Below are 25,397 nucleotides of genomic sequence, written 5' to 3' on the forward strand. Positions count from 1 at the left end.
GATGCTGATTCAGATCGTGATTCAGACACTGATACTGATGCTGATTCAGATCGTGATTCTGAAATAGATTGTGAAGCTGATTCAGTATTTGATTCAGACAATGATTTAGATGCTGATTCAGATGCAGATTTAGATGCTGAAACAGATTGTGATTGTGACACTGATTGTGATTTAGAAACCACTTCTGATTCTGATTGTGAAACAGATTGTGACTTAGATACAACTTCTGACTCAGATTGTGAAACAGATTGTGACTTAGATACTACTTCTGATTCTGATTGTGATTGTGATACAGAGTTAGATTGTGATTGTGATTGTGACTCAGAATCTGTCACCTTACGGTAATAGTGTACAGTATCACCAGATGGTTTTTCACTTGCTGATGGAAGTGAGTATTGGTTACCAAATCCACCAGTAGTCTTCACTGGATTACCTGAAGAATCTTTCTTAAGTGTCTTACCATCTGCTAACAAGGCATACTTCGTACGTCCACCAATAACGTTTTGAGTGTTCCCTCCAGGTGTTGAGTTTGCAGTTCCTTTTGGCTCATCAGTATACATGTAGTCTGCTTCACCCACATGTCCAGCCGCATACCAACCTGTAATGTAGACAAGACCTTCATTTGGCTCATCTGGGTTGTGCCATGGAGAAACTGTTAATTGATAATCACCATTCTTACTATTGACAACTACCTTATCGGTTTCCATGTTTGTAGCAGATGGAATATACTTGTCACCCGATTTAATTACTGGAGTGGTGTAAACAAGTGTGTAACCATTTGTATCTGTGTTGTTCCCCATTGTAGCTTCATTATAAGTTGAAACTGCTGAAGGATCCAGAACATAGAGTTTTGTTACTGTCGAACCATCGTTGGCAACCACTTCACGAATACGTTTCACATAGTAATGTTGACGCGTACCCTTAAGTTCCGCATACTTAGTACCTACAGAGTTACCAAGTTCACCAGATGTAGTTGAAGCATCTGCTTGTTGGTACAAAACATAACCATCAAATGAACGCGGATTTGATGCAGTGTAGTTTTGACCTTGAATACCTGTTTGAGTGTATGAAGCAAGTTCAGTTTCATTACCAGTTGGTTTGTAGCTTTGAGTGGTTGTATCTGCACTTGAACGGTTTGCATCATAAGTTGATGAAGCTGTATCAACTACTTTATAGTGAGTTGTTTGATTCATCTTAGTCGATGGGACACCAATCTCTACGTTTGGTTTCGTTTCACCTTGGTTAGCAGGTGAAAGGTAGTCATATACTTGTTCTGTCTTGTAATCAAAACCACTAGGATTCAACTCTTCGTTATGTTTGATAATGATATCCACACTTGCAGATCCACCATCCGTTGACTTGTTATAAACAAGGTATGGATAGTATTTCTGAGATGAAAGGTCACCAAGATTTACTTCTTTACCTGAGAGTGCAGAATTCAAAGTTGTATTAGCAACTTCATTACCTGTAGTTTTATCTACCAAGCGTACATAAACCTCAGGGTTGTTTGAGCTATTTGTTTTATCTACAGATAGCGTCACATAGTAGTTTTTGCTGTAAAGTTGGTTGTATGAAGAAAGATTCCATACACCAAATGTCATGCGATTTGCAGCAGGGTCAGCTGTATATCCTGAAGGAATCGTTTGTGTACGATCTGTAAGGCTCGCACCATTTGGATCAGTCATTCCAGGAGTTGCATTAACACCTGCTGAAAGTGTGTTTGAAGTAGAGATTGCATCCAATTGTGCATAAACTGCTGGAGAACCATTTACTGTTGTGTTACCAGTAAATCCTGCCGCAGTCAAGGTTGCCATCATGTCATCTACTGACTTGCTCAAACGTTCGCGTTGATCAGCATAAGCTTGAGCTGATGCATTGGCGTTGATCAAGCTGTTGCTTGCTGTCAATTCTGTTTGAACTTTAGCGATGGCCGCATCAAGTGCTGCTTTCTTTTCTGGGGCTGAAACAGTAGCTGAGTAGTCCCCTGCAATCTTGTTCAACAATGCTGCTTCTGAAGAATTTTGTTCTAAGACAACCTTGTCTTCAGATTTAGATACAGTTGTAGTTGTTTCTGAAGTTGCTTCAGATGCAGTTGCTACAGCTGATTCGCTAAGAGCTGCTGAAAGTTCTGCAGATCCTTGTTCGCTCAATGAAGCTGACTCAGATACAGAGACACTTACAGATGTTGAAGTGCTTGCTGATGTTGATGCACTTGCTGATTCTGTTGTAGATTCAGTAGTTGATTCAGTAGTTGAAGTTGTACCAAGTACAGTACTTCCTTGCTCTACAAGAGCTTCACTAGAAAGTTCAGATGCAGTTGCTACAGCTGATCCAGCTTCGTCAGCTTTAGCAGTATTCGCTACTGTAGCTGCACCAAGAACAGCACCTGCTGCTACAATCCCTTTGAGCAAGCCTCTGCTTGTCATTTCTGTTGCTGATACTTCATTTTCACGAACCTCAGCTACAACAGTTTCTTCGACCTGACCGCGGATAACTTTCAAAAGACCAAAGTTAGAAGTTGCTGCACGCAACCAGTTCTTACCTGACTTGATCAATTTAAAACGAGTCACACGATCCGTTTCACGGAACTCACCGTTCGAACGCTTAAAAAACATTTCTGTCTCCTTAATACATTTTCTATTTCCTTTATATTATAGACTACTTTGGAAATATTTCAAGCAATTATCCTCAATTATTAGTATTTTTTTTAAAAAAATTTTTCTTTACATAAAGAAATCCGTTTTCATGTTCTTTTTTGTCAAACCGGGGCAATTTTTTGATAAATTCCTATAATACTTCGACTTTAGAGCTAAAACAAAAAGCCCCTTTTAATAGGGGCTTTTCTGATAATTATCTGATTTCTTCCAACATTTTTTCAATGTGTTGGATGGATTTTTCGCGACCAAGCAAGTAGATGGTATCTGGCAATTCAGGACCATGCATTTCACCTGAAACGGCAATACGGATTGGCATAAAGAGATTCTTCCCTTTGATCCCAGTTTCTTTTTGGACCGCTTTGATTTGTGGGAAGATATTTTCTACTACAAACTCATCGTCTGACATGGCTTCGAGTTTCGCTTTGAAGGCTTCAAGTACCGTTGGCACTGTTTCACCAGCCATGACTTCTCGCTCAGCTTCCGTCAATTCTGGGAAGTCTGCAAAGAAGAGGTCTGTCAATGGAACGATTTCGTCCACTGACTTCATTTGTGGTTTGTAAAGTTCCACCAATTTCTCAGCCTTGTCTGTCAAACGACCTGCTGCTTCAAGGAATGGTTTGGCCATTTCAAAGATGGTCGCAAGATCCGCATTCTTGATATAGTCATTGCTCATCCAGTCTAGTTTCTTCTGATCGAAGGCTGCTGGAGACTTGCTGAGGCGGTTTTCATCAAAGAGCTGGATGAGTTCTTCACGAGAGAAGATTTCGTCTTCCCCACCAGGGTTCCAACCAAGCAGAGCGATGAAGTTAAAGACTGCTTCTGGAAGGTAGCCCTTCTTACGGTAATCTTCGATAAATTGAAGAGTGTTGGTGTCCCGTTTAGACAACTTCTTACCAGTTTCAGAATTGATGATAAGTGTCATGTGACCAAACTCAGGTGCATCCCAACCAAGAGCTTCATAGACCATGAGCTGTTTTGGTGTATTGGCAATGTGGTCATCCCCACGGATAACATGAGAGATTTGCATGTCGTGGTCATCGATGACAACGGCAAAGTTATATGTTGGGTAGCCATCTTTCTTTTGGATAACCCAGTCCCCACCGATATTGCCACCTTCAAACTCGATATCACCTTTGACCATATCATGCCATTTGTAGATACCTGACTCATTCACTGCCAAACGAACCGTTGGAATGATTCCTGCTGCTTCACGTTCTGCGATATAAGCTGCTTTTTCTTCTTCGCTCATGCCAAGGTATTCGTTGATGTAGCGAGGTGTTTCACCTGCTGCTTCTTGGCGTTCACGTTCTGCTGCTAACTCTTCTTCTGTCACATAAGACTTGTAGGCTTTTCCTTCCGCCAAGAGTTGGTCAATGTATGTTTGATAGAGTTCCAAACGTTCAGACTGGCGGTAGTTTTCATGCGTCTCAGGACTTTCATCCCAGTCCATGCCCAACCAACGAAGGTTTTCAAGCTGTGAACGTTCGCCGTCTTCAACGTGACGCTTGCGGTCCGTATCTTCGATACGGATGATAAAGGTTCCACCATGGTGGCGTGCATACAAGTAGTTAAACAATGCTGTACGAGCATTTCCGATGTGTAGTAGTCCAGTTGGACTTGGTGCATAACGCACACGAATATCTTTTGCCATATTTCTCTCCTCTTATCTTGTTCGCTATTTCTAGCTCATTTTTCAATCGTTCCTATTATACCACAAAGAAAGCAGGACTGAAATGAATAAGTGGCCTTTCTAGCTTTTCTTCCTATATATAAGAAAAGAGAGTGGGACAGAAATCGGTCATTCGTTAGAATTCGATTTCGTCGTCCCACCTCCGCACAGTTGAGTAGGGCTGTATAAGCTGATGAAATCAGCGTATTAGAGCCCACTCAACCACTGCGTCTTGCTCGACAATCCAAAAACAATTAAGAGGCTAGGACTTTTGTCCCAGCCTCCATATGATGATTGTTTCAATCTTAATAAATGAACAAACCCTAAATGCTATGTGAAAAAGATAAAGTCTCTTGTGAGCATCGCTCCCTGCGACAATTTCCTTTTTTCACTTTGCATTTTACGCCCTTTGTATCTTAACTTAGTCTTTCTTCTAATTCAAAGTCGATGGGTAGGGTTTGTAAAAAGTGCTCCAACTCACGTTCCCAGTAGAACCATTCGTGCTTGCCTGGGCTGTGGGTATAGGTGACATCCAAGCCTAACTTTTCTAGTTCCTTGACTTCAAAATTATTGGCTTCATAAAGGAAATCCTGCTCCCCACACCAGATCCAGAGCTTGGTCTTCTTATCTGAAAACTTCTTGGCAGCAGTCTCTAGCGAATAGGAACTGGTCGTCCAATCCTCAATCTCTCCAAAAATTCCCTTCCAAAAAGCTGGTTGTTCCAAGTCATTGTTTTCAAAGTCTCTATCATGGAAACTAAGTGCTCCAGAGAAACTCGCAGCTCGAGAGAAACGATTTGTCTTGAGGGCCAAGAGCATCGAGCCATAGCCACCCATGGATAGACCCGCAATAAAGGTTTTCTCCCGTTTCTTAGTCATATTCGGGAAGAAGCGAGAAAGAGTCTCTGGCAATTCTTTCGCAATGGCCGTGTAGTAGTTGTAGCCATACTGGGTATCGGTGTAAAAGCCATTATTGGTGTTGGGTAGGACCACGATCAGATTGGTATTGCGCAGGATGCGCTCCACATTGGTCCGCTTCAACCAAGAGTGGTGATTGCCATTCATCCCGTGTAAGAGATAGAGAACCGGAATATCCGTATCCGCTGGATCTTCCACGCGCGATGCATCGGGATAAAGGACGGACACCCCCCACTCCATCTTCAAAACTTCTGAATAATACTCAATCTGCATAACTGCCATTTGCTTTCCTCTTTCTACTGTTAAAAACACTCGGCAAGCCTTCGGCTACCAAGCGTTTCCATTTCTTCTATTATTTTACTTCCATCACGACTGGTAGGATGGCTGGACGGCGTTTGGTTTGTTCAAATAAGAACTTAGACAAGTTGTCGCGTACCAAACCTTTTAACTCACCCCAGTCAAAGCTATCTTGATTCAAATAATCTTCGACGCTTTGGTTGACCAATTCGCAACTTTCACGAAGAATATCCCGACTTTTCTTGACATAGACAAAACCACGAGTGTGCACGCGCGCTTTGGAAATAATTTTCTTCTCTTTGCGGTTCACCGTGATCGCCACGATAAAGATCCCGTCTTCTGACAAGACCTTGCGGTCACGAAGGACGATATTGCCCACATCCCCAATGGCATTCCCATCAATCATGACATCTCCTGCTGAGACGCTACCGGCAGGAACAAAGTCACCCTTTTCATACTCCATCACCGATCCGCGTTTTGGAATAAAGATATTTTCAGGCAAGATACCGACTTCCATCGCCACCCGCGCATGAGCATCCAATTCACGGTATTCCCCTTGGATCGGGAAGAGATATTTAGGACGAAGAAGGTTGATCATCAACTGCAAGTCCCGTGCGTTTCCGTGACCAGATACGCGCAAGCTGGACGTGATCAATTTGACAACTCCACCTGCTTGGTAGATCATGTTTTCTACACGAGCTACCACTGCTTCTTTGGCAATCGATGGCGTTGTAACGATGTAGACCAAGTCCCCATCTTTGATTTCCACATAGCGGTGACGACCAATCGACATCTTGCGCAAACCATTGATCGGCTCACCCATTCGGCCTGTTTCCAAAATGATCAATTCATGATCCTCGAAACGGCTCATTTCTTTTGGCTTGATCAAGAGTTTTTCATTAGCAAGAGATAATTTATTCAAGCGAATGGCTGTGCGGACGATGTTTTCCACATCGAACCCTGTCAAGACCACACGACGGCCAGTCTCAGCTGCAGCGTCAAAGACCTGCTGGATCCGAGAAAGGTTGCTGGCTACCGCCGCCACGATCACACGACCATCCCAGTCTGCAATCGTATCTAAGATGGCATCGCCCACTTCTTGCTCACTGGCAACTTGAATCTTGCTATCCGCATTGGCTGAATCACTCAAGAGGGCAAGCACACCTTCGCGTCCAATCTCAGCTAGGCGAGCAAAGTCTGTCGCATAAGACTCGCTGGCAGTTTGGTCAAATTTAAAGTCTCCTGTGTAGACGATATTGCCCTCAGGAGTGCCAATCACAATCCCGATACTTTCAGGGATGGAGTGGGTAGTTTGAAAGAAAGAGACGACGGCATCGCCAAAATCAATCTCAGAATTTTGATCGATGACATGGAAGTCGTTGAATTTCTTCACACTGTCATTGCTTTTGACAAAGAGTTTAGCCAACTCAATGGTCAACTCTGTCCCGAATACAGGAACTTTGGCTTCAGCCAAAAGATAAGGCAAAGCCCCAATGGCATCCGCGTGACCATGGCTCAAGAAAACACCCGCAATGCGGTCCTTGTTTTCAAATAGATAGTCCATGTTGGGGATAACGACATCCACCCCAAGTTGCTCATTTTCTGGATACTTCAAACCTGCATCCAAGACAAAAATCGAATCGTTCACTTCGGCAACGTAGAGATTTTTCCCATTTTCTCGAACACCGCCCAAAGTGACTAATTTAATACTACTCACTGTTGTCTCCTTTAGTGTGATTATTTTAATACTTACGGTCCTTGGTCGCCCAAGTCGAATTACAGTTTTGCAAATACTTGCATATCCACTCTATTATACAATTTTTTTCTCTTTTTTTCAAAAAGCTTTCCACAGCAAAAAAAGCCCTCTCATCTGAAGTAGATGAAAGGGCTTCTAGGCGCCTATTTTTAGGGGGAAAAGACCCTAAAGATGGTAATCTCCCCGTTTATTTTCAATAATCCGCATAGCTGCCTTGATCACATGAAACTTGCCTAATAATTCCTCTAGGCGTTTACTATTTCGCTCGCTCAATTGGCCGTTCTTGACCGCTTGGGACAGGCGATAAAAGTCATCCAAGTCCTCCCCAATGTTTTCAAACAGCTCTTTGGCTTCCTTGAGTCGGTAGCGATTGACTAGGTAGTTCACATCTTTTTTGAAGGAAGCGACATTGTTTTCGTGAATATCCGTATAAGCTTCCTCTTCTTCCTTGGGCTCTTGGTAATTTACCGCCTTAAAACAGGTGATGAATTCCCGACTTTTGACATTGCAAACAAAGATGACACCGTCACTAGCTACATAAGTTTTTGTATTAGCCGGCTGAACCACGTCACTATCATAAGGGGAGAGAGAGGGGAGATGTTGGTTAATCCACCGGTTCAGGTGCTGATCATCTACGCCAAATCGCTCAAAAGCTCTCTGCCGGAAATGGTCACGGCAACTATATTCTTGCGCATACGACAATCCCATACTCTCACCTCCTCCTGAGTATTTTATAAAAATGGCCTCCAGTCTTACGGGACTAGAGGCCTGGTCTGCTTTACTGACTTGGTGCAATTAACCTTTTGGCTAACAAAACAATGTTTATGATGTTGATTTCATTTAATAGTATTTGCGTAAAATACCAGAGGTTTTCTTTGCTATTCCAAATCCAAATGATGAGTTTTCGACTGGACGCATTGAAGTTTGAAAACCTTTACAAAAAAGCTTCTACCTACTATTTCCACGTTTTCTTATGTCTCCAGACAAACTAAGCAGGTTTGCCCGGCCGTCCAACCGATCCGACACACACGACATGACTGCTCTTTTACGATAAGAGCATGAACAACTATCAGCAAAACAGGCCTAAAACGAAGTAACCTAACTTTTAACTCGATAAGGCATTGGAATCAATCCCTTCTTCATCTTTCTATCTATATTATACTCAACCCCCTTAGCGATTGCAAGCGATTCCACCTGAAACTAGTTCCTATTTTTATGCAGTTTTCTTCTGACCTCTTTCTAAGCTTTTTTGTTGTATAAGGCAGTCATTGAAAGGACGACGTATATTTATAAACAATAGCTTGTGTTTTAGAAAGAGAAAAAGCTAGAGAACAAGCTCTCTAGCTTAGCATGTAGACAAGGCACAGTAGCTGATTGGCTTCTTTTCTCGCTTGATTAGCTCAGAAGAAAACCTAATCAGCCTTGTGGGGGTAGGACGACGAAGCGTTCATAAATCATATCGCTTCTGTCCTACTCCCTATTTTCACTTTGCATTTTACGCCCTTTGTATTTTATTAAATGAACACGCCCTAAATGCTGTGTGAAAAAGATAAATTCTCTTGTGAGCATCGCTCACTGCAAGAATTTCCTATTTTCACTTTGCATTTTACGCCCTTTGTATCTTATTCTTTCTCAAACAATTCATAGTAGTCTGCGATGGTCATTTGGGCTTTTTCTTCTCGACTGAGGTCTTGGACGATGTGTCCGTCTTTCATGACAATCAAGCGATTGCCATATTTCAAAGCATCTTCCATATGGTGGGTGATCATAAGGGCAGTGAGAGCATCTTGTTTCACAAACTCATCGGTCAAGGTCATGAGAGCCTGGCTAGTTTTTGGATCCAAGGCTGCGGTGTGTTCGTCTAAAAGCAAGAGTTCTGGACGTTTCAGTGTCGCCATCAACAGACTCAAAGCCTGGCGTTGTCCCCCTGATAGAAACTCAACTGCTGTGTCGATATGATTTTCCAAACCATTGCCGATCTTAGCAAGGACTGTTTGAAACTCTTCTTTATAGCTGGCCAAGTGACGCGGAATCAAGCCACGTTTTTCTCCGCGAAACTTCGCTACCAAGAGGTTTTCCGCTACTGTCATGCGAGGCGCTGTCCCCATTTTAGGATCTTGAAAGACCCGCGATAGGTACTTGGCTCTCTTTTCAGGAGAATAGTTGGTCACATCTTCACCTAGAATATAGATCTTCCCGCTACTAACTGGAAGTGTCCCAGCAATGGTATTAAAGAGGGTTGATTTTCCAGCTCCATTGCCCCCCAAAATTGTGATAAAATCATGCTCTCGAATTTCCAAGGAGACATCATCCAAAATGACTTTTTCTTCGTTAATCCCATTGCTCACGGATTTGGTTACATTTTTTAATTCTACAATTGCTGTCATTTACTGAGTTTCGCTCCTTTCATGATTTTTCCCTTAAAGGTTGGAATCATCAGGCAGATAGCCAAGATCAAGGCACTAAAGATTCGAATATAGCTGGTATTGATGCCAAGCGCAATCACGGCCCAAATCAAAAATTGGTAGGCGATTGAACCGATCGCAATACTGAGCAAGCGCTCTGTCAAGGTGACATTTGAAAAGAGAACCTCTCCAATAATGAGGCTGGCAAGCCCAATAACGATGACACCAATCCCACGTGAAGCGTCCGCATAGCCTTCTTGTTGGGCCATCAGTGCACCAGAAAGAGCAATAATCCCATTTGAAATGACCAAGCCCATCAATTCCATCCGGTCGGTGTTGATTCCAAAACTTCTAGCCATATCTGGATTGTCCCCTGTCGCAATATAAGCTTGACCTAAGCGCGTATCCAAGAAGAAAATCAAACCAAGGATCACAAGCGTTACGAAAATCAAACCAATCAGGATCTCATTGAACCCACTGGCAAAAGGAAGAAATTCCTGAATTTTTTTATAGCCTAAAAGTCCCAGATTAGCCCGTTGCATGACAAAGAGAATAACCGAGTTACAGGACGTCATCACAAGGATCCCTGACAAAAGCGTGGGGATTTTCCCTTTTGTGTAGAGAAGACCCGTCGCAAGGCCCGCCAAGCATCCTGCTCCAATAGCAGCCAGCGTCGCAAAGAGTGGGTTGACCCCTTTTGTGATCAAGGTCACCGCCACCGCTCCTCCAAGCGGGAAGGACCCTTCTGTCGTCATATCTGGAAAATCTAGAATTCGGAAGGTCATAAAGATTCCTAACCCTAAAATGGCCCAAATTAAACCTTGTGAAACAATTGAATTAATCATAGTTTCTCCCTTCGATAATAGTAGTTTAATTGTATCACAAATATAGAGGAGAACCTATAGGAAAATTCACATCTCTCCTCCCACCCTTTATTTTCCCCTATCATTCTTTCATTCTTGTTCTAGCGAGCGATCTATAAAATTGGTTAGACCGCATTTACAAAAGCAAGGAGATAAGCCCTCTTCTGAGCAAAGCCTATTTTTTAAAATCCATAAACCATTTCTACATTCACCAAAAAGTGATAAATTTTTCAGAAGGATGAGACAAACAGAAACCTATCAACCTTAGACAAGTCAACAAAATTACTCTCTTTCGAATCCATCTTCTTGCAAATTTTGTCAGTTACAAACAAATACAATGAAATCCCAATCACAAAAAACTTCCTTTGGCTTTCTTTCCTAAGGAAGTTTTTATATTTATACATTTTTCAGAACTCAGGCTTATCTTAATGGAGTAACTAACGACAACAAGGGCGTGAAGTTCTCCACTCCAAACCCTACTGTTTTTTTCCAATTCAAAGCGGATTCATTCCCCTTGTTGCCGGCAGTTTGAAAGATCAAATTGCCTTACTAGTATACTGTTTTATGTAAATCAAGTCAATGAAAATTTTCTGAAACTAGTAACAGAATGATTATCTAACAACATATATTTCTATTTTTTATAATATATATGCATATTTTTCTGAGCCGTAGAGGATTTTTTACCGCTTTCCTATCTTAATTCATTTCACTTCTGAGATCAAACCAGTATCCACATCGTACACAGCTCCTGAGATAATGACATCCTCTGGAATCAAAGGGGAAGCCTTGAGAAGCTTCATATCATCGCGGACACTTTCTTCAATGTCTTGAAAGGGGAGGAAATCGCGATCTCCCACATCTACTCCCAGCTCTTTCTTTAGATGCTGCTGGAAAGCTTCGTTTTCAAAGGTTTGTGCGCCACAATCTGTATGGTGCAAGACGACGATTTCACGGGTTCCCATTTGCTGCTGGGAGATGACCAAAGACCGGATCATGTCGTCGGTCACGCGCCCTCCAGCATTTCGCAAAATATGAGCATCTCCAAGAGCCAGCCCTAGTGCAGGCGCCACGTGAAGACGAGAATCCATACAGGTCACAATGGCTACTTGTGTTTTGGGCTTAATCGGAAGACGGAGGTCCCCATGTAGCGCCACATAAGCTTGGTTGGCTGTTAAAAAATTATCAAAATAAGACACGGTCTCTCCTTTGTTCCTTTGAAATTCAAATCATCTATTATTTTACCACATCTCACTATTTCTGTCAGAGAGGATCTCCCGTCATCTGTCACATCTGAAAAAAAAGGGAGTGGGACAGAAATCGGTCATTCGTTAGAATTCAATTTCGTCGTCCCGCTTCCGTACAGTTGAGTAGGGCTGTAAAAGCTGATGAAATCAGCGTAGTAGAGCCCACTCAACCACTGCGTCTTGTTCGGCAATCCAAAAACAATTGAGAGGCTAGGACTTTTGTCCCAGCCTCTTTTCTACTATTAAAATACTTTCTTCAAGACTTCAGACAGTGTACTCACACCGACAACTTCGATCCCTGATGGTGTCGAAATCCCCGTCAGAGAATTTTTCGGAACATAAATCTTGGTAAAACCAAGTTTTGCAGCTTCATTGATCCGTTGTTCGATCCGATTGACCCGGCGAACTTCTCCTGTTAAGCCCAGCTCTCCGACAAAACATTCCTGCGGGTTGGTTGGCTTGTCCTTGTAGCTCGAGGCAATGGCAACTGCAACCGCTAGGTCGATAGCTGGCTCATCCAACTTGACACCACCTGCAGACTTGAGGTAGGCATCCTGATTTTGAAGGAGTAAACCTGCGCGTTTTTCTAGCACCGCCATGATGAGACTGGCCCGATTGAAATCAAGCCCTGTCGTCGTCCGCTTGGCATTTCCAAACATGGTTGGTGTCACCAAGGCCTGCACCTCCGCCAAAATCGGACGCGTCCCTTCCATTGTCACAACGATGGACGAGCCAGTCGCCCCATCCAAGCGTTCTTCCAGAAAGACCTGGCTCGGATTGAGGACCTCAACCAGTCCACCTGATTGCATCTCGAAAATCCCGATTTCATTAGTGGAACCAAAACGATTTTTGACTGCTCTCAGGATCCGGAAGGTGTGATGGCGTTCCCCTTCAAAGTAAAGCACCGTATCCACCATGTGTTCCAGCATCCGAGGACCTGCCAAGGTTCCTTCCTTAGTTACATGCCCCACGATAAAGATAGCAATGTTATTGGTCTTAGCCAGCTGCATGAGCTCGGCTGTTACCTCTCGCACTTGGGAAACGGATCCCTGCACCCCTGAAATCTCAGGAGACATAATGGTCTGGATCGAGTCGATGATGAGAAAGTTAGGCTGGAGGCGCTCTACTTCTGCTCGCACGCTCTGCATATTGGTCTCGGCATAAAGGTAAAACTCGCTATCGATATCTCCCAATCGCTCTGCACGGAGTTTGATCTGCTGGGCCGACTCCTCTCCACTGACATAGAGAACCGTTCCTACTTGAGACAACTGGGTCGATACTTGGAGGAGCAGGGTCGATTTCCCAATCCCTGGATCTCCACCGATGAGAACGAGACTCCCTGGGACCACTCCTCCACCAAGGACGCGGTTGAATTCTTCCATCTCGGTCTTGGTCCGATGGACATTGATGGAGGTCACATCCGCCAATTTCATGGGTTTGGTCTTTTCACCTGTCAAGGATACCCGGGCATTCTTGACCTCTGCAACTTCGACTTCCTCCACAAAGGAAGACCAAGATCCACAGTTAGGACAGCGCCCTAGGTATTTGGGTGAATTATAGGCACAATTTTGACAAATAAATGTCGTTTTTTTCTTTGCGATGATAAACCTCTTTCTAAATCTCTATCTCACACTCAATCACTTGGCAAAAATCAATCTTCTCATTTGGCACAAACTGGCGCATGAGCATGCGATGGGCTACAACTACCACAGTTTGATGTTCCCGATACTTAGCCATGCATTCTAGAAAACGAGACTTCATCTCTACAGCTGTCTCATATTGAACAGGAGAATTTGGGAGCAACTCCCCCTTGTTTTCTAAAAACAGACATCTAGCTGTTTCAAAGTTCTCTATACCTGTTTCATAAACCTGCCATTCATGCAATAATGGCTCTACCCTCAAAGGAAGGCCAGTAGCACAGGCCAGATAAGAAGCTGTTTCTAAAGCTCGCGTCACTGCTGAAGCTACTAGCAGATCAGCTGATTTTAACAAGGGGTTTTGGCAAAGGTCCTGAGCCTGTTTCCTCCCCTTCTCAGATAAGGGAGCCAAATCTATCCCGAACCCAGTATAGGAACGCTCCTCTAACTCACGGTAATCTGGCTCCCCATGACGGATAAAAATAATTTTCATATTAAGATCCCCATAAAACTATCCAATCTTGATTCCGCAATCTTGCCACTGCTTCAGTGTTTTAGAGAATTTCTTCTGGTTGGCAACTCCGACAGCAGACAAATCGACAGAAACCTGATAATTCTCCTTGGTAGCTGCCAAAACGGAAGCCTTAACACAGCCATTGCCATCTACCCCTATAAACTCTATACTTTTAGCACCGTTTTCCTCTAAAAAATCTTTTAAATCTGGATTAGTAAAGCAAGAAGCCCGACGCTTTTCAAAAATACGAGAAGATACAAGCAGCAAGCCGGTCGCAAATTTCTTCTTTCTATCTTTTCTCTCCCAGAAAAAACGATTGAGAATATAGATAACTCGTTCGCTAGGATAGGTAGCAATTTTGTCATTTACAGCTGCAGTCAGTTCTTCATGATATGCTTTTCCTACAGCAACATAATCTGACTGCATGTCTACAACTAATAAATAGTCTGCCATTTTATTCCTCTATTTCCCTGTCGAACCAAATCCACCAGTACGCACGCCGTCTGCTTCATCTCCATCGGCAATCAAGAATGGTGCAAAGACAGCCTGAACCACACGTTCTCCAACTTCAAGAACAACTTCCTGGTCGGTAATATTTTTCATCTGAGCAAAGATATGGCCTTCATTTCCTGGATTGCCATAGTAGTCTCCATCAATGACCCCCACAGAGTTGATCAAGACCAGGCCTTTTTTGCGAGGGTTGGACGAGCGATCGTAAAGATAAAGCACTTCACCCGCTTGCATATAGGCCTTGACCCCAGTTGGCACGAGGACGATTTCCCCTGGAGCAATCACCGTGCGCTCTGCCACCTTTAAGTCGTAACCAGCCGCGTGGGCCGTTTCCCGTTTTGGCAGTAAGTCCTGATTGGTATAGCTTGATACAAGCTCAAATCCGCGAATTTTTGTCATCATAATTCCTCTTTTATCTAAATAGTTTCCATCTCTTCTATTATACCATCACTTTGCCCTAGCGTCTCCCCTATACTACTATTCGTATTTTTTGAGTAAAAACCTCCTTTTTCACCTTCATTATTTGTAAATTGTATGGCACTTTCATGGTTGTTTTCTAAAAGAAAGTGAAAGTTAATGAAACGGCTTAAATAACCATAATTCCTGCCTAATTTTACCAATTTTAGCTTGAAGCTAATTATTATTTTTGCTATAATTCCCTGTGTAGGGAATAATTTTAAAAATAAAATATTTTACCCTATAAAATTATTTAATGGAGGTCGTGTCTCAGCACTCAATTCTAATTACCAACAGATAGGATTTGAAAGGTCCATATCGTTAAAAGTAATCAGGTATTGATGATTAGGCACTAATTTTTTTATGAAAAGGGAAGATAAGATGAAGAATAGGAATATCAAAATTTTCTCATTTGTCCTTTGTTTAGTGGCCATGCTTTTCGCTTTAGGTCTGAATCGCACTTCAGCAGAAACTCCTGGAGTGACAGTAAGCGGAAAATTGGTCGATACAATCAAAAATATCAAAGTTACCAATAATGAAGGTGGCAACCTTGATTGGGAATTAGGACAATGGGCAACATTTCGTATCAATGCTGATTTCGACTTAGCTGGTAAGAATGTCAAAAAAGGTGATACGACTGATCTCACCGTTCCAGATGCTTTGATCATTACGTCGCAAAGTTTTGAAATTCGTGATGTCAATACGAATGAGGTCATTGCCCACGCAACGGTTGACAAAGACAATAAGAAATTGTCATTGACTTACACTGACTATGTCGAAAAACACTCAGATACCCAGGGATCCTTCTTCTTCTATGCGCGGATCGACTTTAAGAAACACCCTCAACAAGGGGAAGTCCCTGTTGAAATTACCGTCAATGGAGAAACCAAGATCGGCGGGAAGGTTACCTTTAAAGGAGTCGGAGACGGTAACCCAACTCCATTATCAAAAACTAGTTGGGTGAATGACAACGACCATAAAACAGTCACCTATACTATTTCTGTTAATAAAAGTAAACAAAATATCAAAGAAGTCACTATTGAAGATCATTTGAGATTTACAAATGCTTCCTATGTAAAAGACAGCATCAAAGTCATCAAAGGGAAGTTCTCATTTGAAGCAGGTGAATGGGTCTTTTCAAATCGTGTTGATGTAACGGATCAACACCCTGTTACCATCAGTGAAGATGGTCAATCTTTTGTTGTCAATCTGGGGGACATTAGCGAAAACGATCAATATCGGATTGATTATGATGTTCGCTTAAATTACGAGCCTGTAGACGGGGAACTTCTTAAAAACGATGCTACCCTTAAAGGAAAGCAGTTTGAAACAAAAGATGTGACAAACACAGCCGCTGTCCAAGTCGCAGGAGGATCTGGTGTCGGTTATGTCTTTACAATTCATGTCCACAAGGTAAACGATGAAAGTCAGCCACTTGCTGGAGCTAAGTTTAAAATCGTTCGTCAAGCCAACAACCAAGTGATTGGGGAATACGTTACAGATGAGAACGGAGATATTACGGTTAATGCGCTCTTAAAAGATAAATACATCTTAACAGAAACCGAGGCCCCTGCGGGTTATACGATCAAGGAGGCTGACACCGTCGTAAATGCTGAAGATTTTGGTAAGGATCATAAGGTTACGAAGACGATCGTCAATCCAAAAGAACAGACAACGACTACGACAACCACTACAACTACTACTACGACAACAACCTCTACAACGACTCAAGAGCCGACAACAACTACTACGACGACTCAAGAGCCAACAACGACTACGACAACAACTGAGGAACCTACACCTACTACCACTACAACAACTCCAGAGTCAACAACAACTTCAACAACAACTGAAGAACCTACAACAACGACTACGACGACTCAAGAGCCAACAACTACAACAACGACGACAGAAGGTCCAAAACCTACGCCGACTACGACAACAACTACAACGACGACTACAACCACGTCTGAAAAACCAGTGCCGACTCCAACGACCACTACGACAACAACTCCAGAAGGGCCAACAACGAATACGACCAAACCTGGTAACCCAGATGATTCTGGCACCACAACTTCAAACGGAGGTCGCAAGACATTCCTGCCAAAAACAGGTGAAGCAGTCGCTACTGGTGTCATCTTGATCGGTGTTGCTATCCTATCAGGAGCCGTCATCTTGAAACGCAAGATTTCTAATAACTAATCGTTTGCATTGCGGATCATATAAAAAAGGATCGCATCCCATTGGATGCGATCCTTTTTTGTGTTGATCACAGTTTTTGATACTCTCACACCTTATTGTCCTTCATTACTTCTGCTTCGTCTCATTTGAATGACGAGGTAAGCAACAGAAACAATAGATAGCAAGGCACCCAGGATCACGCCTTTTTGTCTAAAGACGAATTCAACCTTATGATTTCCCTTTGAGATTGGGAAGGATAAGAATGCATTCCATGCTTTTTCGGTTTTGACAAACTTCCCATCCACTTTCACTTTCCAGCCATCGCTGTATGGAATGGAAGTCATCATATAGTTACTATCATCTGTGATAGACACATCGCCAACAATATGGGTATTTGAAAACTTGGTTACTTGTAAACCTTGTTTCTTCCGGTTTTCTAATACCTGTTGAATCTGATCAACGTCGGCGCGATAAACACCTGCATTGCTCATATCGATGTGATCTGTTCTAAATCTAAATTCAATAACGGTTTCTTGGTTTTCAGTTTGATCTGTCAACTGCCAAATTTGTCTTTGCGTGAAAATTTTAGCATTGAGCAACCATTTATTATTGAGTAAAACCGAGTAATCTTGGTTTTGGATCAAAGATACAGGAGTAAAGAAATAATAGGTGTAATTGGTACGTGGAGTGACCTTATAACGAATAATGGCATCTTTTGACGAATCCGCTCTCTTATAGATGGCTTCTCCCGTTTCCTTATTAACCTTTTCTTCGATCACATTTTCTGTCTCGATCGAGCTGAACGCCAACGGTTTAAAGTACTCAACGGTATCATTATTGGCCTTTTGATGTCCCTCCATGGAGTTCAAAATAATATTCTGGTTAGCAAAGGCATTATTGGCACCAAATTGAATATTCCTTACCAGACTGTTCGTCCCGTATGCAAGTGGGAAGGAATTTGGATTCTTATAGACGACATAACGCTTATCCTCATAGACCTTGTCTGTGAAATAGCGATGCAGATCAAAGCGGTCTGTAAATCGATAAAAGTACATCTTATCTGGATTGGCTTCAATCTCTTTGGGGTCAAAATCCTTGGCACTCATAAAGTAACGAACACCATATAAAGCATCTGTCAAAGGTGTCCCATTTGAATATTGAGTCGCCGCATTGACACCCAGATCTCCCATGAAAGCAAAGTGATCCATGGTGCTACGTTCCAAACTCGAGCTAAAGGTACTTAGACCCGGATAGGACACCAAGGAAGGAACTGTTCTGGAATAGGCAAAATCTGTGGCAATCCGATAGAATTTTTGATCTGCATTTTCTTGGATATTGTCTGTCACGCGCTTGACCGAAACGGTCGCATCTGCAAACTTGTGCACATCATCATACCCAAATGTTACTTGGGACAAATACGCATTATAGCCAAACTCAAAGATTGTCAGCACAGATACGACAATCATGGATAAACGTGAGATCTTAAAGTTTAGGATAAAGAGAATGCTCAAGTAGAGCATCGCTGTAATCCCCACTTGCGACAAGAGATAGCCTGTCTTTAACAAGACTGCAGCCAACACTAAGATGACCGCTGCTAGAGCCATTCGAATCATTTTTTCCAATTGGCTCTTCTGAGATTTTTCCCAATACGCATAGAAGATGAAGCAGGTCACCGCTGCTATTCCCAGAACACTTAGAATAGAGAACTTAGAGAGGAAACGGCTGATCGCTTGCGGTTGAGTCTTTGAGATAAAACTATACTGATGGAAATAGAGATAGACTACCGACAAGAGCAAGCCCAAGCCAATGATGCAGTTGGTTCGTTTGGAAATAACGATCTTCTGCTTCATCGCTTGATAAGCTAGGACTAGCATAAAGAATGAAAACAGCCAAGAAAAACGGAAGAAGAAACCGGCTGGGTTTTGTCCCATATGCCATATCTTACTGACAAATTCATTGACAAAGGAAATCAGGAAAATGAGGGTAACAATCCCTGCAGCCCATTTTTTGGCTTTTCCAACTTTTTGCGATAGGAAATAAAAGATAAAACCAAGAAAGCCGAGCGCTCCAATATAAATATTGGGAAGGTTGGGACCCGCTGACCAGCCTGAGGTTGTATCAAAGCCACCAACAACCAACTTAGAAAGAATATCTAAAGGGTTAATTTGGAAGGCAAATGAGAAGGTCATGCCTCCGCCAACTTGCCCCTTACTTTCAATCAGGTTGAAAAATACTGGCAAGAGCAAGACTGAGGCTGTCGCAATCCCAATAATCGAATAGATCACTGCTTGCAGCAAAGGGATACTAAAGTTTTTAATCTTTGCCTTTAGATCTCCCTCAATCAGCAATCTTGGTGATACATAGTAGCAGGCATACAGAGCGATGAAAATGGAGATCATATAGCCCATGTAAAACTGAAGTAAGACCGTCAATCCCAGAGCAAAAGCATAGCGATAAGGAGATTTCCCATCTAATAATTCTTCCAAATACACAATCACAATAGGAAGCATGATCATGGCATCATAGAAGATGACGTTCATCTGATAAGAAACCAACATTCCTGACAAGGCATAGGCTGTCGAGAATAATGGAACCAACCATTTTCTAGATTCTAATCCTTTGTAGCGCTTGATTAAAAGGAAAGCAAAGGATAGACCGATTGCCCCGTAGCGGAGCCAAATGGTTAAAAATACTGCTGCTCCAAAATATTTGAGGGGAGCTAGAATATAGATGATGTTGAAGGGACTCATTAAATAGTAGCCGAGCACACCGATCATATCTCCACCAAGAGACTTGGTGAAAGAATAACTCAAACTAGATAGATCCCCCGTCAAGATGGCATTTTTTAATAAGCCAAAGAAACTGATATATTGCTGTCCAAAGTCAACAGCCATCAGACTCTTGCTTCCAAAAGGATACATCCCTATAAAAGCCCACACAATGAGCATGATGGTCATTGGGAGCAGGGCACTTGCAGCATAGAGAACTTTCTTTGGATGTTTTTTCCAAAACTCTTGCCAACGCATGAACCAGATTAACATGTTTTCTCCTATCTTCTTTAGCCAATATGATTTTTCTTCGCTTGTTCGATATTGGTCTCTTCAATGATGAAATGAGGACGACGCTTCACTTCGTAATAGATCTTGCCAATATACTCTCCAAGAATTCCGATGAAGATGAGTTGCACTCCGCTAAATAATATAATAGCCGCAATCGTTGTGAAATAACCACTTACATAATTCCCAGCAGCGAAGATATATTTCATCAACTCAAAAACTAGATATAAAAGAGCCAGCCCTAAACAGATGAAACCGAATTGAATACAAACACGGAGAGGACGATCATTAAAAGAAATAATTCCTTGAATCGCATAATTCAAAGATTTCTTAAAACCAAACTTACTCTTTCCAGCCTTACGGGTTTCATTCTTATAAGGAATTACTTTCTCTTTAAAACCAATCCATTCATACAAACCTTTATTAAAGCGATTGTACTCTGGCATTGACACAAAGGCTTCCATGGCTTTTCGGCTAAGCAGTCTTAATTCAGATTTTCCATCTGTTAGATGCACATCCATGGAACGATTTGACAAGAAGTAAAACAAACGTGCAAAGGAACTTCCTACAAAAGATTCTCCTTCACGAGTTCGTTGGCCACTAACAATATCATAGCCCTCATTATAAGCTTCTAAGAATAAGGGAATCAAGTATGGTGGATGCTGGAGATCCCCGTCCATGACCATCACCGCATCCCCACTGGCATATTTAAAACCAGCCAAGATACCACTCTCTCGTCCAAAATTTCGACTGAAACGGATATATTTGATGCGGTCGTTTTCTCTTGCAAATTCTTCAATTAACTCAAAGGTCTTGTCACTACTTCCATCATCGATGTAGAGGATTTCATAATCAGAGAGCTCTTTCCCTAACATTTGCTCAAGCTGATTAGAAATTTCACGATGGGTTTGAGGAAGTACCAGCTCCTCATTCAAGAGGGTTATTAAGATTGATAATTTCATCCCTTTTCTCCATAATACATTCCCAAAAAAGAGAGAGCTCATGCTCTCCCCTTATATAGAAACTCATTGTTTATTTAATAGACAATTTTCGTTTCAATACGACTGCACCTGCTAACACAAAGGCTCCTGAGAATACAAATCCAGTTGCTGCAACTTCACCTGTATTAGGAAGAAGCGCTTTACGCCCTCCTCCATTGTTTCCACCTTTTGGTCCTGGTTGTCCAGTCGTGGTCGTCGTTGTTGATTCTTCATTTCCTGGAGTCACCGGTTTCTCTGGAGTTGGCGTGGTTGTAGTGGTTGGCGTTGGTTCTGCAGTTGTCGTTGTGGTGGTTGTTGGTTCTGCAGTGGTCGTTGAAGTAGTCGTTGGCTCTTCTGTTGTTGTAGTCGAAGTAGTCGTTGGCTCTTCTGTTGTTGTAGTCGAAGTAGTCGTCGGCTCTTCTGTTGTCGTAGTTGTAGTAGTCGTCGGCTCTTCTGTTGTCGTAGTTGTAGTAGTCGTCGGCTCTTCTGTTGTCGTAGTTGTAGTAGTCGTCGGCTCTGCAGTAGTCGTTGTGGTTGTCGTTGGCTCTGCAGTAGTCGTTGTGGTTGTCGTTGGCTCTGCAGTAGTCGTTGTGGTTGTCGTTGGCTCTGCAGTAGTCGTCGTTGTGGTTGTCGTTGGCTCTGCAGTAGTCGTCGTTGTGGTTGTTGGCTCTGCAGTAGTTGTTGTCGTTGTCGTTGGTTCTGCAGTAGTCGTGGTGGTGGTTGTTGGTTCTGCAGTAGTTGTTGTGGTTGTTGTAGTCGTGGTGGTTGTTGTAGTTGTTGTAGTTGTTTTTTGGTCTACAATATTCTTAGCTACAGGAGCTTTTGGTGTTTTGAATTCACCAGCTTCAACTACAGTATCAGCTGCCAACTCATAACCTTCTGGAGCTTTAACTTCTTTAATGATGTATTTGTCACGCAAGATGTTCTTAACAGTGAATTCACCATTAGCATCTGACTCAAACTCACCAATGATATCTTGGTTAGTTGCACGGATAACTTGGAATTTCGCACCTTTAAGAGGTCCGTTTTGCTCGTCTACCTTAGTGACCTTGATACTGAATTCGTAACCAATCCCTTCACCACCAGCAATTTGGATTTTCACTGTACTGTTTGATGCGTATTCATCCTTATTGCTTCCCTTAATAGTAGCTTGGTTAAGAATTTTTTCACCATCAACAGCAGTATAGTTCACATCTGCCGAATATTCAATTGCAAATTGGTCGTCTGCAGCAATGTTCCCTAGGTTAATAGAAAATGAATTACCATTGATATTTACTTTATAGTCAGCTGTAACATCTTTTGCGTTCTTGAGTACCCATTTACCATTGGTATATTCCCAAGTTCCTTTTTTAATCTTGAAGCTTCCTTGTTTGTATGTGATACCTGCTGATTTCAAGGTATCTGTAACAACAGCATCGTTGATAACTTCGTTGGTTCTATTTACAGAAATTCGGAAGCCAAGCTCTTTGTTGCCTGCTTCGCTCCAACCTGATTTAATGATAGAGTAGCGGTTTCCTCCACCAATTGTTCCACTTGTAACTTTACCAGTGAATTTCTCCTTATCATTTACAGAGACTTTAACCGGAACTTCTCCATCATTTGGAAATTTCACTTTATTGACTTGAGCATAGAAGAAGAATGAACCGGATACATCGTCTTTTGTTTCTACATATTTTGTAAAGGTCAAGATAATTTTACCAGTAGCTGCATCAACTTTTGCCTTGGCAACCAAGTTATCACTTGGATCTTTAATCTCAAAATCCTGTGATTTGATATCAATTGGTGAGTCGATTTTAACCTCTGTTGTGTCTCCGGCTTTGACTGTTCCTCTTTTCCCGATAGCAAATTTTGCATTCAGACGGAAAGTGTCAAATCGGCCAACCGGTCCTGTCAATTCTCCACCTTGATCATTTTGAATCTTAACTTCCGTAATCACATCGACTTTTTTAGACGTTTCCGCCTGTACAGTTTTAGAAAAAAGTGTCAATGACACAATCAATAGCGAACAAACTATTGACAAAAAAACTGCTAACTTTTTCATTTTTTCTCCCTTTCTAGGCTGATTTTTTATAAATCAACGCATATAATATAGCAAAACATAGTGAAGAAGTCAAGATTATTGAACAAAAAATCCATCTTTTGTATATTTAAGAGCTATTTGGCTTGTGAATTTTTTCTAAGTAACTCTTCCTCTTTCAAACAGTTATTTTTCCAAAATCAACACATCTTTTGTAGATAAGTTGCTTTCTTTATACCCTGATTCTTTATAGAGGTTTAGAGTGGCTGTTTCAGAATAACCATTTTTTTCCTCTTGCATTTCCCTAGGAACTACCACTATGTCAATCTTAGAATCAAGCTTTTTGTCATTATGGTAGAAAATATCATACAATTTTTCATGGCTGCGAAGACTCGGCGTATAGCCACCTGCTGCTAAGACCGCTTTATCTTTAGGGATGGCCTGCAGGGTCTTTTCGAGCCCATCAAAATAGTCTTTGCGTGTTTGATAGTATTGGATTTCAAAATTCCAATTATGCGTGAAACTATATAGAATGGCGCTTGAAAAAATGATGGAAGAAGCTAGTAGAGCCACCAATACATTATCTGATGCCAACTGGTTCTTGCTTAATTGATCGATAGACAATAAAGCCATCAAAAATAGAAGCGTGACCGAACCATAGCTATACTGAAAACCAATATCATATTGATAAGGCCAATCCATCAATAAATTAATGAGAAAAAGGGGCAGCATCAGAAAATAGGTAGACCAACGTCGCTGAATCAGTGGCAAAAAGCTAAAAGGAAATAGGACCAAAAAGATGTAGCCAAGCCTTTTCGCTGTAAATAAACTTCCCAAAACATAAAGCGGATTTAGGACTACATTTTTCACAACCATCAAAAGGCCGTTTTCGCCACTCAATAATAGATTATTGTATCGAGAAACCATAGCTCCCTCACCATATCTTGCTAAGAGGAACATGGCAAATGCAAAATAAAGTATCGGTAAGGCAAACAGGCTGAGATACAACCACTTTTTAAACTTGGCCTCGAAGGTAAAACGATGTTGAAACGCAAAATAAAGTCCTAAGGACAGCACGTAGACAAAGGCATCCTCTTTCACAAAAAGGAGCAACAAGGTGAACAAGATAGTTCTTCCACGCCACTGAGAAATCAGGCTGTAGAACAACCAAAGTATCAATGGAGGCAAAAAACAATTTTCATGCAAATGGAATCCACCACTCGTTGTCATGACCGGAGTCACAAAAAAGAGGGCAAGCACGAGCGGCGCCATGACTTTTGGCAATTGTATTTTCTTTAGAATCAAACAAAGCGGGATAACTGCTGAAAATACAATCACTGTTTGAGCGATATCTAATGTTTCCACATAAGGAAATAGCATATAAAAGGGCAAGATCAAATAATAAATAGGAGAAATATGGACTCCAAAATGCGATAAGGCCCTATCTCTTTCAAGGGTGGTAACTTGTGAAAAATCATGTCTCATTCTCTCAAACATCTGTGAAAAGATTCCAATATCAAAAGAAGAGACCGCATTGGCTTTAATCTTATAATAGGCAACAATCGATAGATAGAGCACATAGAAAATACCACCGATTAGTGTCACCACTGTGAGTCTTCGAACCCAGGTTTCATTAACTTTAGCCAAAGAAACCTTGGAGAGAAGAAAACCGATCAGGACGGCAACGATAACGGCTACTAATACTGGCCAAATCAAGGTAGGCAACTTCGATTCAGAAATCGTAAACGTAAAGATTCCCAGTTCCTTATCTTGAAGATTGGCACTGGTTTGTAGCAACAATTTCGGAAAAGACAAGACATCTACCGCTAAGAAGATATAAGCGATTTTTTCTTTTCCTAAATAAAAATATAGAAACAAGACCAGTGAGAGCAACACTAGGCCCAATGACATAAAGAGACTCGGACTTTTCAAAATAGAAATAAATAGGATACCTGCCGCGAACCAGAGATTCAATTTTTGTATGCAGATATACTTCTTGCTCTCCGTCAAAAACCAAAGAATAGGATAACTAATGAACAAAGCAAGGACCGTATGGGTCCATCCCACTTTACCAAGTTCTAGAAATAATTCCTTTGTTGAAAAACTTAATAGATTGACCATCATGGCCACAAAATAAGAACCTAGAAGCAACCATAAATAGTTAAGGTTCATTGTCTTAGCAAGTTTCATTTCTATCAATACCTCCCAATTATAGTTCCTATTCTAGCACAAAACCCT

At 41.8% G+C, this 25,397-nt stretch carries 17 protein-coding genes; 1 reads left to right on the forward strand and 16 read right to left on the reverse strand.

The genetic code is table 11. From position 1 onward, the window contains the following. The 12 genes from HMPREF1195_RS08270 to HMPREF1195_RS08325 all read right to left on the reverse strand — a co-directional run. Positions 1–2,615: accessory Sec-dependent serine-rich glycoprotein adhesin (locus tag HMPREF1195_RS08270; RefSeq protein ID WP_023919745.1), on the reverse strand; the 2,615-nt coding region annotated here is incomplete at its 3' end. A 235-nt stretch (positions 2,616–2,850) separates the two neighbouring features. Continuing rightward, positions 2,851–4,308: a glutamate--tRNA ligase gene (gene gltX, locus HMPREF1195_RS08275; RefSeq protein WP_023919747.1), complete on the reverse strand. Its 1,458-nt coding sequence runs from the start codon at positions 4,306–4,308 to the stop codon at positions 2,851–2,853. Positions 4,309–4,742: 434 nt separating this feature from the next. Continuing rightward, positions 4,743–5,525, reverse strand: a complete 783-nt coding sequence (locus tag HMPREF1195_RS08280) for an alpha/beta hydrolase (protein WP_023919749.1) — start codon at positions 5,523–5,525, stop codon at positions 4,743–4,745. Positions 5,526–5,595: 70 nt separating this feature from the next. Continuing rightward, positions 5,596–7,257 carry a ribonuclease J gene (locus tag HMPREF1195_RS08285; protein WP_023919751.1) on the reverse strand — a complete coding sequence of 554 codons (1,662 nt, stop codon included), beginning with the start codon at positions 7,255–7,257 and terminating at the stop codon, positions 5,596–5,598. Positions 7,258–7,461: 204 nt separating this feature from the next. Continuing rightward, positions 7,462–8,004 carry a hypothetical protein gene (locus tag HMPREF1195_RS08290; RefSeq protein WP_023919753.1) on the reverse strand — a complete coding sequence of 181 codons (543 nt, stop codon included), beginning with the start codon at positions 8,002–8,004 and terminating at the stop codon, positions 7,462–7,464. Between the two features lie 914 nt (positions 8,005–8,918). Beyond that, positions 8,919–9,683 (reverse strand): ABC transporter ATP-binding protein, encoded by a 765-nt coding sequence (locus HMPREF1195_RS08295; protein WP_023919755.1) that lies wholly within the window; start codon positions 9,681–9,683, stop codon positions 8,919–8,921. After that, the gene (locus tag HMPREF1195_RS08300; RefSeq protein ID WP_023919757.1) at positions 9,680–10,546 is read right to left on the reverse strand and encodes an ABC transporter permease; all 867 of its coding nucleotides are present in this window, start codon (positions 10,544–10,546) and stop codon (positions 9,680–9,682) included. The genes HMPREF1195_RS08295 and HMPREF1195_RS08300 overlap by 4 nt, the downstream gene beginning before the upstream one ends. 719 nt (positions 10,547–11,265) lie before the next feature. Further along, positions 11,266–11,760, reverse strand: a complete 495-nt coding sequence (locus HMPREF1195_RS08305; RefSeq protein ID WP_023919759.1) for a beta-class carbonic anhydrase — start codon at positions 11,758–11,760, stop codon at positions 11,266–11,268. Positions 11,761–12,050: 290 nt separating this feature from the next. Then, positions 12,051–13,409 (reverse strand): DNA repair protein RadA, encoded by a 1,359-nt coding sequence (radA, locus tag HMPREF1195_RS08310; protein ID WP_413470489.1) that lies wholly within the window; start codon positions 13,407–13,409, stop codon positions 12,051–12,053. 13 nt (positions 13,410–13,422) lie between these two features. Next, on the reverse strand, positions 13,423–13,938 hold the full coding sequence (locus HMPREF1195_RS11145; RefSeq protein WP_023919763.1) for a histidine phosphatase family protein: 516 nt from the start codon (positions 13,936–13,938) through the stop codon (positions 13,423–13,425). 18 nt (positions 13,939–13,956) lie between these two features. Further along, positions 13,957–14,412 carry an isochorismatase family protein gene (locus HMPREF1195_RS11150; RefSeq protein ID WP_023919765.1) on the reverse strand — a complete coding sequence of 152 codons (456 nt, stop codon included), beginning with the start codon at positions 14,410–14,412 and terminating at the stop codon, positions 13,957–13,959. A gap of 9 nt (positions 14,413–14,421) precedes the next feature. After that, positions 14,422–14,868 (reverse strand): dUTP diphosphatase, encoded by a 447-nt coding sequence (locus tag HMPREF1195_RS08325; protein WP_023919767.1) that lies wholly within the window; start codon positions 14,866–14,868, stop codon positions 14,422–14,424. 438 nt (positions 14,869–15,306) lie between these two features. On the opposite strand from HMPREF1195_RS08325, the gene HMPREF1195_RS08330 reads away from it, so the two are divergent. Next, a complete protein-coding gene (locus HMPREF1195_RS08330; protein ID WP_023919769.1) occupies positions 15,307–17,127 on the forward strand; it encodes an LPXTG cell wall anchor domain-containing protein in 1,821 nt (606 codons plus the stop codon). Positions 17,128–17,219: 92 nt separating this feature from the next. Here the strand turns inward: HMPREF1195_RS08330 and pgfM1 are convergent, their stop codons facing one another. The 4 genes from pgfM1 to HMPREF1195_RS08350 all read right to left on the reverse strand — a co-directional run bounded on the left by pgfM1 (position 17,220) and on the right by HMPREF1195_RS08350 (position 25,349). Further along, on the reverse strand, positions 17,220–20,147 hold the full coding sequence (gene pgfM1, locus HMPREF1195_RS08335) for a glycosyltransferase PgfM1 (RefSeq protein ID WP_023919771.1): 2,928 nt from the start codon (positions 20,145–20,147) through the stop codon (positions 17,220–17,222). A gap of 17 nt (positions 20,148–20,164) precedes the next feature. Then, complete coding sequence (gene pgfS / locus HMPREF1195_RS08340) at positions 20,165–21,124, reverse strand: glycosyltransferase PgfS (RefSeq protein WP_023919773.1); 960 nt, start codon at positions 21,122–21,124, stop codon at positions 20,165–20,167. A gap of 70 nt (positions 21,125–21,194) precedes the next feature. Further along, positions 21,195–23,183, reverse strand: a complete 1,989-nt coding sequence (locus HMPREF1195_RS11155; RefSeq protein ID WP_023919775.1) for an Ig-like domain-containing protein — start codon at positions 23,181–23,183, stop codon at positions 21,195–21,197. A 162-nt stretch (positions 23,184–23,345) separates the two neighbouring features. Then, positions 23,346–25,349 carry a DUF2079 domain-containing protein gene (locus HMPREF1195_RS08350; protein ID WP_023919777.1) on the reverse strand — a complete coding sequence of 668 codons (2,004 nt, stop codon included), beginning with the start codon at positions 25,347–25,349 and terminating at the stop codon, positions 23,346–23,348. Positions 25,350–25,397 lie beyond the last annotated feature (48 nt).

This window comes from Streptococcus parasanguinis CC87K (assembly GCF_000507765.1).
In the GTDB taxonomy this organism is placed as follows: Bacteria; Bacillota; Bacilli; order Lactobacillales; family Streptococcaceae; genus Streptococcus; species Streptococcus parasanguinis_J.